Raw genomic sequence first — 7,263 nt, 5'->3', positions numbered from 1 at the left:
GGTATGTTCATAATAAACACATATTGTGCTCTATACAAACTCTTCCTAGAATGGCCTTCCCGCTGGCGCCGATGTGGGTGGCGCCGCAAGGAGCAACGATGAGCATCGAATTTCAAAGCGAGGGGGACGGCGTATTCGTTGTCACCCTGAACCGGCCGGAGCGTCTCAATGCCCTGGATTCGGCGCACAAAATGGCGTTGGGCGAGATTTGGCGCGAGGCAGAGGCCCGGGACGACGTGCGGGCGATCGTCGTTCGCGGCGCAGGCCCGAAGGCCTTTTCGGCCGGATCTGATTTCAAGGAGATGAAAGAGACGGGGCGCACGGTGGATACCGAGGTCCTGGCCAATGCGATCCCCACCGTGGGAGTCGAGCTGACCAAGCCGGTGGTCGCTGCGCTGCACGGCTATGTCATCGGATTCGGGTTGACGCTGGCCATCCACTGCGACCTGCGCATCGCCGGCCCGGACGCACGCCTGGCGTTTCCGGAGGTGGAGCACGGCATGCTGTCCGGCATCAGCGATGTCACCTTGCCTGGCATTGTGGGTGAAGCCGCAGCGCTGGAAATCATGCTGACCGGCCGCGCTTACACGGCAGAGGAGGCCCGGGAGATTCGCTTAGTCAATCGTGTCGCATCGGATCCCTATGCCGAGTCGCTCTCCTTGGCGCAAGAGCTTGCGCGCCATTCCTCCCGCGCGATGCGGCTGACGAAGAAACTGGTATTGGCCGAGCGCCGGGCTGCCATAGCGCGCCATATGCAGCTCGTGGGCGAGGCGCGCCTGGACATTGCAAAATCCAGCCGCCACGCGTCGGTCGTCGAAGGGTCCGCCGCCCAGCCGCGGGCACGGATCGACTGAACCATGGGCGAGCCCCACAAAACCGGCATGCCTGCATGGTTTGAGCGTGCCTTGGCGCATCGCCCCGAGTCGCGATTCGTCATGTCAGAGGGCGCCCGGCTGCATTATCTGGCGTGGGGCCTCGAGAGCCGGGACCGCCCGGGCCTGCTCTTCGTGCACGGTTATCGCGCGCATGCACATTACTGGGATTTCATCGCGCCATATTTCACGGACCGCTATCGCGTCGTGGCCATGGACTTATCTGGCATGGGTGATAGCGGGCATCGCAAGACATACAGCGCATTGGGTTTTGCGGCGGACATCGCGGCCGTGGTCGAGGATGCAGGGCTGGCTCCCGCAGTGGTGGTCGGGCATAGCTTCGGTGGTGCGCGGGCATTGCGGGCCGCGGCAGAGTTTCCCCGCTTGATCGCCCATGTGGTGGCCGTCGACAGCATCTGCCGCTTTGCGGACAGCCCCCCGAGTGCGGCGGCCGCCCCTCGCAAGCCGCGCCTCGAGCCCTATCCGGATTTCGAGAGCGCGCGCGCACGTTACCGGCTGACGCCGGAACAACCGTGCGATAACGGGTTCCTGCTGGACCACGTTGCGCGCTTTTCGCTCCGGCCCGAAGGCGGCGGTTGGATCTGGAAATTCGATCCATATTTGCCGCCCGGGCCCCACGAGCCCGACATGGGCGTCGTGCTCAGGGGCCTCGACATCCCCGTGGACTACTTACGCGGGGAGTCCAGCACGGTGATCCGCCCGCAGGAGGCCGAACGCATCGTGGGCTGCCTGCGGCGCGGGCGCGGGCCAATCGTGATCCCAGAGTCTTACCACTACCTGATGCTCGATCAGCCGCTCGCCTTGATCGCCGCGCTGAAGGCCTTGCTTACTCCACGGCCTTGACCATGTCTTCGACGACCTTTTTCGCGTCGCCGAAGACCATCATGGTCTTGTCGAGATAGAACAGCTCGTTGTCCAGGCCGGCGTAGCCCGCGGCCATCGACCGTTTGTTGACGATGATGGTGCGCGCCTTGTAGGCCTCGAGGATGGGCATGCCGGCGATGGGCGATTTGGGGTCGTTCTTCGCTGCCGGGTTGACCACGTCGTTCGCACCGAGCACCAGCACCACGTCTACTTGGCCGAATTCGGAGTTGATGTCCTCCATTTCATAGACCTGATCGTAGGGCACTTCTGCTTCGGCCAGCAGCACGTTCATGTGGCCGGGCATGCGGCCGGCCACCGGATGGATGGCGTATCTCACGTCCACGCCTTTCTCGGCCAGCTTGCTGGAGAGTTCCTTGAGCGCGTGCTGGGCGCGCGCCACGGCCAGTCCGTAGCCGGGAACGATCACGACGCTTTCGGCGTTGGCCAGGAGGAAGGCGGCATCCTCGGGGCTGCCCGACTTCACCGTGCGCTGTTGCTGCGCGCCAGCTTCACCTCCGGCCGAGGCGTCCCCGCCGAAGCCGCCCAATATCACGTTGAAGAACGACCGGTTCATCGCCTTGCACATGATGTAGGACAGGATGGCGCCGGACGACCCCACCAGCGACCCCGCAATGATGAGCATGGGGTTGTTCAGCGAGAAGCCGATGCCCGCGGCTGCCCAGCCCGAGTAGCTGTTGAGCATGGAGACCACCACTGGCATGTCGGCACCGCCAATGGGGATGATGATGAGCACGCCCAGGACGAAGGCGATGGCGGTCATGATCGCATAGGGCGTCCATTGCTGCGTGACGGCGAACCAGATGCCGCAGGCGATCATCACCAGCGCGAGCAGCAGGTTCAGCATGTGCTGGCCGGGGAAGACCACCGGTGCGCCGCGGAACACCCGGAGCTTGTAGCGGCCCGAGAGCTTGCCGAATGCGATCACGGAGCCCGAGAACGTGATGGCGCCGACGAAGGTTCCGATGAACAGTTCGATGCGGTTGCCGATGGGGATGGCCTGGCCGGGTGCGGCAATGCCGAAGGCCTGCGGTTCGGCGATCGCCGCGATCGCGATGAACACGGCGGCCAGGCCGATCATGCTGTGCATGAAAGCCACGAGTTCTGGCATCTTCGTCATCTCGACGCGCCTGGCCATGACGGTGCCGGCCGCACCGCCCGCCAGCAGCCCGAGAATGACCCAGCCCAGGCCTGCCCAGGGCTCGCTGCTCAGCTTGACGATGAGCGCGGCCGTGGTCAGCACGGCGATCGCCATGCCGACCATGCCGAACGCATTGCCCATGCGGGACGTCGTGGGGTGCGAAAGTCCTTTGAGTGCCTGGATGAAACACACCGAGGCAACGAGGTAGAGCAGGGTGACGACGTTGAGCGAGAGCATCAGCGGGCCTCCTGCTTGGACGGTTCGGCAGTGGCGGGCTTGGACTTCTTCCGGAACATTTCCAGCATGCGCCGGGTGACGAGGAATCCGCCGAAAACATTGACCGCGGCGAGCGCGACGGCGAGGACGCCCATCGTTTTGCCCAGGCCGGTGTCCGTCAAGGCGGCGGCGAGCATGGCGCCCACGATGATGATGGCGGAAATGGCATTGGTCACCGCCATCAGCGGCGTGTGCAGGGCGGGGGTGACGTTCCAGACCACGTGGTAGCCGACGTAGACGGCCAGCACGAAGATGATGAGGTTGACGATGGTGTGGTCGATGAATTCCATTACTTGTTCCTCAACACACGGTGGGCGTCGCATACCATGCAGGCGGCGACGATTTCGTCTTCGCGCTGGATGGCCGGCTTGCCGTCTTTGTCGATGACTAGCTTCAGGAAATCCAGCAGGTTGCGGGCGTAGAGTGCCGAGGCATCCGTCGGGACCCGCGCGGCAAGGTTGGTATAGCCGATGATCTTGACGCCGTGGGCCTCTACGATCTCGTCGGGTTTGGAGAGCGGGCAGTTGCCGCCGCGTTCGACGGCGAGGTCGACGATGACCGATCCGGGCTTCATGCCGGCGACCGTTTCTTCAGTGACCAGCACCGGCGCCGGGCGCCCCGGGATCAGGGCGGTCGTGATCACGATGTCGGCCTGCTTGCAGCGCTCCGCGACCAGTGCCGCCTGGCGCGCCATCCAGGCCGGCGGCATGGGCCGCGCATAGCCGCCCACTCCTTGGGCGATCTCGCGTTCTTCTTCGGTTTCGTAGGGCACGTCGATGAACTTGGCGCCGAGCGACTCGACCTGCTCCTTGGCAGCCGGGCGCACGTCCGAGGCTTCTACCACCGCGCCCAGCCGCTTGGCCGTGGCGATGGCCTGGAGCCCGGCCACGCCCGCGCCCAGCACGACCACGCGCGCCGCTTTTACGGTACCGGCTGCGGTCATCAGCATGGGCATGAAGCGGCCGTAGTGGTCGGCAGCGACGATGACCGCCTTGTAGCCCGCGATGTTGGCCTGAGAAGAAAGCACGTCCAGGCTCTGCGCCCGCGTGATGCGGGGAGCCGCCTCCAGGGCGAAGGCGGTTACGCCGGTGGCGGCGAGCTTCGCAAGCCGCTCGGCGTCGAACGGATTGAGCATGCCGAGCAGCATTTGGCCGGAACGGAGATGTGGCAGTTCGGCATCCTGCGGCGCCTGTACCTTCAGGACCAGGTCTGCCTCGGCATAGATTTGCGCGGCATCCGGCACCACGCTGGCGCCCGCGGCCGCATAGGCTTCGTCGGTAAAGCAGGCGTGGCGTCCAGCGCCGGCTTGTACCAGCACCTGGTTTGCGTTGCCGGCGACCAGCTTCTTCACCGTTTCCGGCGTGGCGGCAACGCGAGTTTCCCCCGGCCGTATCTCAGTCGGGATCCCAATCTTCATGAGATTCTCCTTCGTGCATTGTGGCAGCCCGGCACGAGGGCGCTACCGTCTTGCGCGGTGTGTGCGTTCCCCCGTATGGCCCGATGCATCCTAGCATGCGGCGGGCAGGCATCGACAGCTCCCGGCGGGATAAAATGCCGCATGGATCCGAGCGAGCTTTACACGGTTTGGGCGCCCCGCGTGACCGTCGCCGCCGTCATCGAGCGTGACGGCAGATTCCTCATCATCGAAGAAGAGACGGACAAAGGCCTCAGGCTGAACCAGCCGGCCGGCCACCTGGAAGCGGGGGAGTCCCTCGCCCAGGCCGCTTGCCGCGAAACCCTGGAAGAAACCGCGCACCCGTTCCTGCCGGAAGGGCTGCTGGGCACGTATTTGTGGCGCCCCGGGGGCGAGGCTGCGCCTACCTACCTGCGCTTTGCCTTCGTTGGTGCGGCGGGCGATCCCGTCCCGGGCAGGAGCCTGGACGAAGGCATCCGGCGCGCGTTCTGGATCGACGCCGACGAACTGCGCGCGCGGCAGGCAGAACACCGCAGCCCGCTGGTCATGCGCTGCGTGGACGACTACCTGCGTGCCCGGGCCTCGGGGCGGCCCTGGCTTGCCCTGGACGCCCTTTACACTCACCCGGCAATTTTGGATAAGCATCATGGCTAGCAGTAAGGGACGCATCGTCGTCGGCATGTCCGGCGGGGTGGATTCGTCGGTCAGTGCCTGGCTGTTGAAGCAGCAGGGCTATGAGGTCGTCGGCCTGTTCATGAAGAACTGGGAGGACGATGACGACTCCGAGTACTGCTCGACGCGGCAGGATTGGCTGGATGCCGCGAGCGTGGCGGACGTCATCGGCATCGACATCGAGGCCGTCAACTTCGCGGCCGAGTACAAAGACCGCGTTTTCGCGGAGTTCCTGCGCGAATATTCGGCCGGTCGCACGCCGAACCCGGACGTCCTCTGCAATGCCGAGATCAAGTTCAAGGCGTTCTTGGACCATGCCATGCGCATGGGCGCGGAACGCATCGCCACAGGGCACTACGCGCGTGTCCGGAAGGTCGAGTCGGGGCCCGATGCGGGGCGTTACCAGCTGCTCAAGGCCTTGGACGATACCAAGGACCAGAGTTACTTCCTGCATAGGTTGAACCAGGAGCAGCTCTCGCGGGCGGTATTTCCGCTAGGCGAGATCCGAAAGACCGAGGTGAGGCGCATCGCCCATGAGCTTGGCCTGTCCAATGCGGCGAAAAAAGATTCCACTGGCATTTGCTTCATCGGCGAGCGCCCGTTTCGCGAGTTCCTGAATCGCTACCTGCCCACCAAGCCGGGGCCCATACGCACCCCCGAGGGCCAGGTCGTGGGCCAGCACGTGGGGCTGTCTTTCTACACGCTCGGTCAACGCAAGGGCTTGGGCATAGGCGGCGTCAAAGGGCATCAACAGGCGGACGGCACGGCTGATGCTTGGTATGTCGCGAAAAAAGACCTCGCGGCAAACACCCTGTATGTGGTGCAAGGGCACGATCATCCCTGGCTGCTGAGCCATGGGCTGCAAGCGGAGCAGGCCTCGTGGGTGGCGGGCGAGCCGCCTGCGCCCGGTTCGTACGGGGCCAAGACGCGTTATCGCCAGCCCGACGCGCCGGCGGTGTTGGAAAGCGCGGCTGGCGACGGTTTTGCGCTGAGCTTCCCGCAGGCTCAATGGGCCGTCACGCCCGGCCAGTCCGCCGTGCTATACGACGGTGAGGTCTGCCTGGGCGGTGGCATCATTACGGCACCTTCTTCCGAACGCTGACGCACGGGCCCGCGGCCGTTCTTCGCGGCGGAAGGCGCCAGGGCGGGTACGCCGGCGGCACCCGGTCCTAGCCCCTAGCAAATGCCTCCGGGTCTTCGAGCACGATGCGGGCGGTTTCCTGGTAGTGCCGCGTCAAGAGCGTCACCGCGAGGTCTGCGTTGCCGGCGGTGATCGCATCCATCAATGCCTGATGCTCTTCCTGGATGGGGCGGTCGGGGAAGATCTTCTGCACGGAGAGCTGTCGATACCGATAGAGCTGGTCTGCCAGCTGCTCGCAAAACCCGATCAACCAGCGTGAGCCGCAGCCGCCAATCAGCGCCCGGTGGAAAGCCCGGTGCCGCTGCTCCCATTCCGGATTGGCCTCGAAGCGGTCCGGGTGCAGGGAGCGCGGGGTTTTCGAAAGGCGATGGAAGGCCAGCACCAATTCCTCTTCCCATTGCGCGGATCCGGATGCCATGGATTTGCGCAGCGCCAGTTCTTCCAGCCAACAACGCGTGTTGGTGATCTCGATTAGATCCGCCGGACTGACGGAGGCCACGGCAAATCCGCGCTGGTCGCGTTGTTCGACGAGCCCGTCGGCCGTCAGGCGGTTCAGCGCTTCCCGCACGGGCGTTTGTCCTGCGCCGTAGTGATGGCTGAGGAATTCGATTTGCAGTTTGCGGCCGGGGGCCAGCAGGCGGCCCGCCAGCAGGTCGGCGCGCATGCGGTCGTAGAGCGAAGACGCCATGGTGGGGGCGGCTGCGCCCTGGTCGGCTGAATGGGCTGGGTTTCGTGCCACGGATGCTCCAGAAGCCCGGCGTCCCGGGAGTGCACTGGCAAAGGTCGGGGCAATTTTATATGAATGTGTATAAATCGCCGATAGTGGAGAAAATATGTACAAAAA

At 64.7% G+C, this 7,263-nt stretch carries 8 protein-coding genes; 4 read left to right on the top strand and 4 right to left on the bottom strand.

What is annotated here, in order from left to right; genetic code table 11:
• Nucleotides 1-98: 98 nt before the first annotated feature.
• Together IRZ12_RS13990 and IRZ12_RS13985 are read left to right on the top strand one after the other, a co-directional pair.
• On the top strand, nt 99-854 hold the full coding sequence (locus IRZ12_RS13990) for an enoyl-CoA hydratase/isomerase family protein (RefSeq protein WP_296469537.1): 756 nt from the start codon (nt 99-101) through the stop codon (nt 852-854).
• Between the two features lie 27 nt (nt 855-881).
• A complete protein-coding gene (locus IRZ12_RS13985) occupies nt 882-1,736 on the top strand; it encodes an alpha/beta hydrolase (protein WP_296469535.1) in 855 nt (284 codons plus the stop codon).
• Here the strand turns inward: IRZ12_RS13985 and IRZ12_RS13980 are convergent.
• Genes IRZ12_RS13980 through IRZ12_RS13970 form a run of 3 tightly spaced genes read right to left on the bottom strand, consistent with a single transcriptional unit; the run spans nt 1,720 to nt 4,609 of the window.
• The gene (locus IRZ12_RS13980; protein WP_296469533.1) at nt 1,720-3,153 is read right to left on the bottom strand and encodes an NAD(P)(+) transhydrogenase (Re/Si-specific) subunit beta; all 1,434 of its coding nucleotides are present in this window, start codon (nt 3,151-3,153) and stop codon (nt 1,720-1,722) included. The two genes, IRZ12_RS13985 and IRZ12_RS13980, sit on opposite strands and share 17 nt — an antisense overlap.
• On the bottom strand, nt 3,153-3,482 hold the full coding sequence (locus IRZ12_RS13975; RefSeq protein WP_296469531.1) for an NAD(P) transhydrogenase subunit alpha: 330 nt from the start codon (nt 3,480-3,482) through the stop codon (nt 3,153-3,155). The genes IRZ12_RS13980 and IRZ12_RS13975 overlap by 1 nt, the downstream gene beginning before the upstream one ends.
• On the bottom strand, nt 3,482-4,609 hold the full coding sequence (locus IRZ12_RS13970; RefSeq protein ID WP_296469529.1) for a Re/Si-specific NAD(P)(+) transhydrogenase subunit alpha: 1,128 nt from the start codon (nt 4,607-4,609) through the stop codon (nt 3,482-3,484). Before IRZ12_RS13970 ends, IRZ12_RS13975 begins: the two co-directional genes overlap by 1 nt.
• Nucleotides 4,610-4,750: 141 nt before the next feature.
• On the opposite strand from IRZ12_RS13970, the gene IRZ12_RS13965 reads away from it, so the two are divergent.
• Both IRZ12_RS13965 and mnmA read left to right on the top strand, forming a co-directional pair.
• Nucleotides 4,751-5,260, top strand: coding sequence for an NUDIX hydrolase (locus tag IRZ12_RS13965; RefSeq protein ID WP_296469527.1), 510 nt, complete (start codon nt 4,751-4,753; stop codon nt 5,258-5,260).
• Nucleotides 5,253-6,380, top strand: coding sequence for a tRNA 2-thiouridine(34) synthase MnmA (mnmA, locus tag IRZ12_RS13960; RefSeq protein WP_296469525.1), 1,128 nt, complete (start codon nt 5,253-5,255; stop codon nt 6,378-6,380). The genes IRZ12_RS13965 and mnmA overlap by 8 nt, the downstream gene beginning before the upstream one ends.
• Nucleotides 6,381-6,447: 67 nt before the next feature.
• Here mnmA and IRZ12_RS13955 read toward each other — a convergent pair whose 3' ends face one another.
• Nucleotides 6,448-7,158 carry a GntR family transcriptional regulator gene (locus IRZ12_RS13955; protein ID WP_296469523.1) on the bottom strand — a complete coding sequence of 237 codons (711 nt, stop codon included), beginning with the start codon at nt 7,156-7,158 and terminating at the stop codon, nt 6,448-6,450.
• Between the last annotated feature and the right edge of the window lie 105 nt (nt 7,159-7,263).

The organism is Pigmentiphaga sp. (assembly GCF_019689535.1).
Classification (GTDB): Bacteria; Pseudomonadota; Gammaproteobacteria; order Burkholderiales; family Burkholderiaceae_B; genus Pigmentiphaga.
Note: the sequence above shows the minus strand (reverse complement) of the source record. Positions and strands in the feature narration are given on the sequence as shown.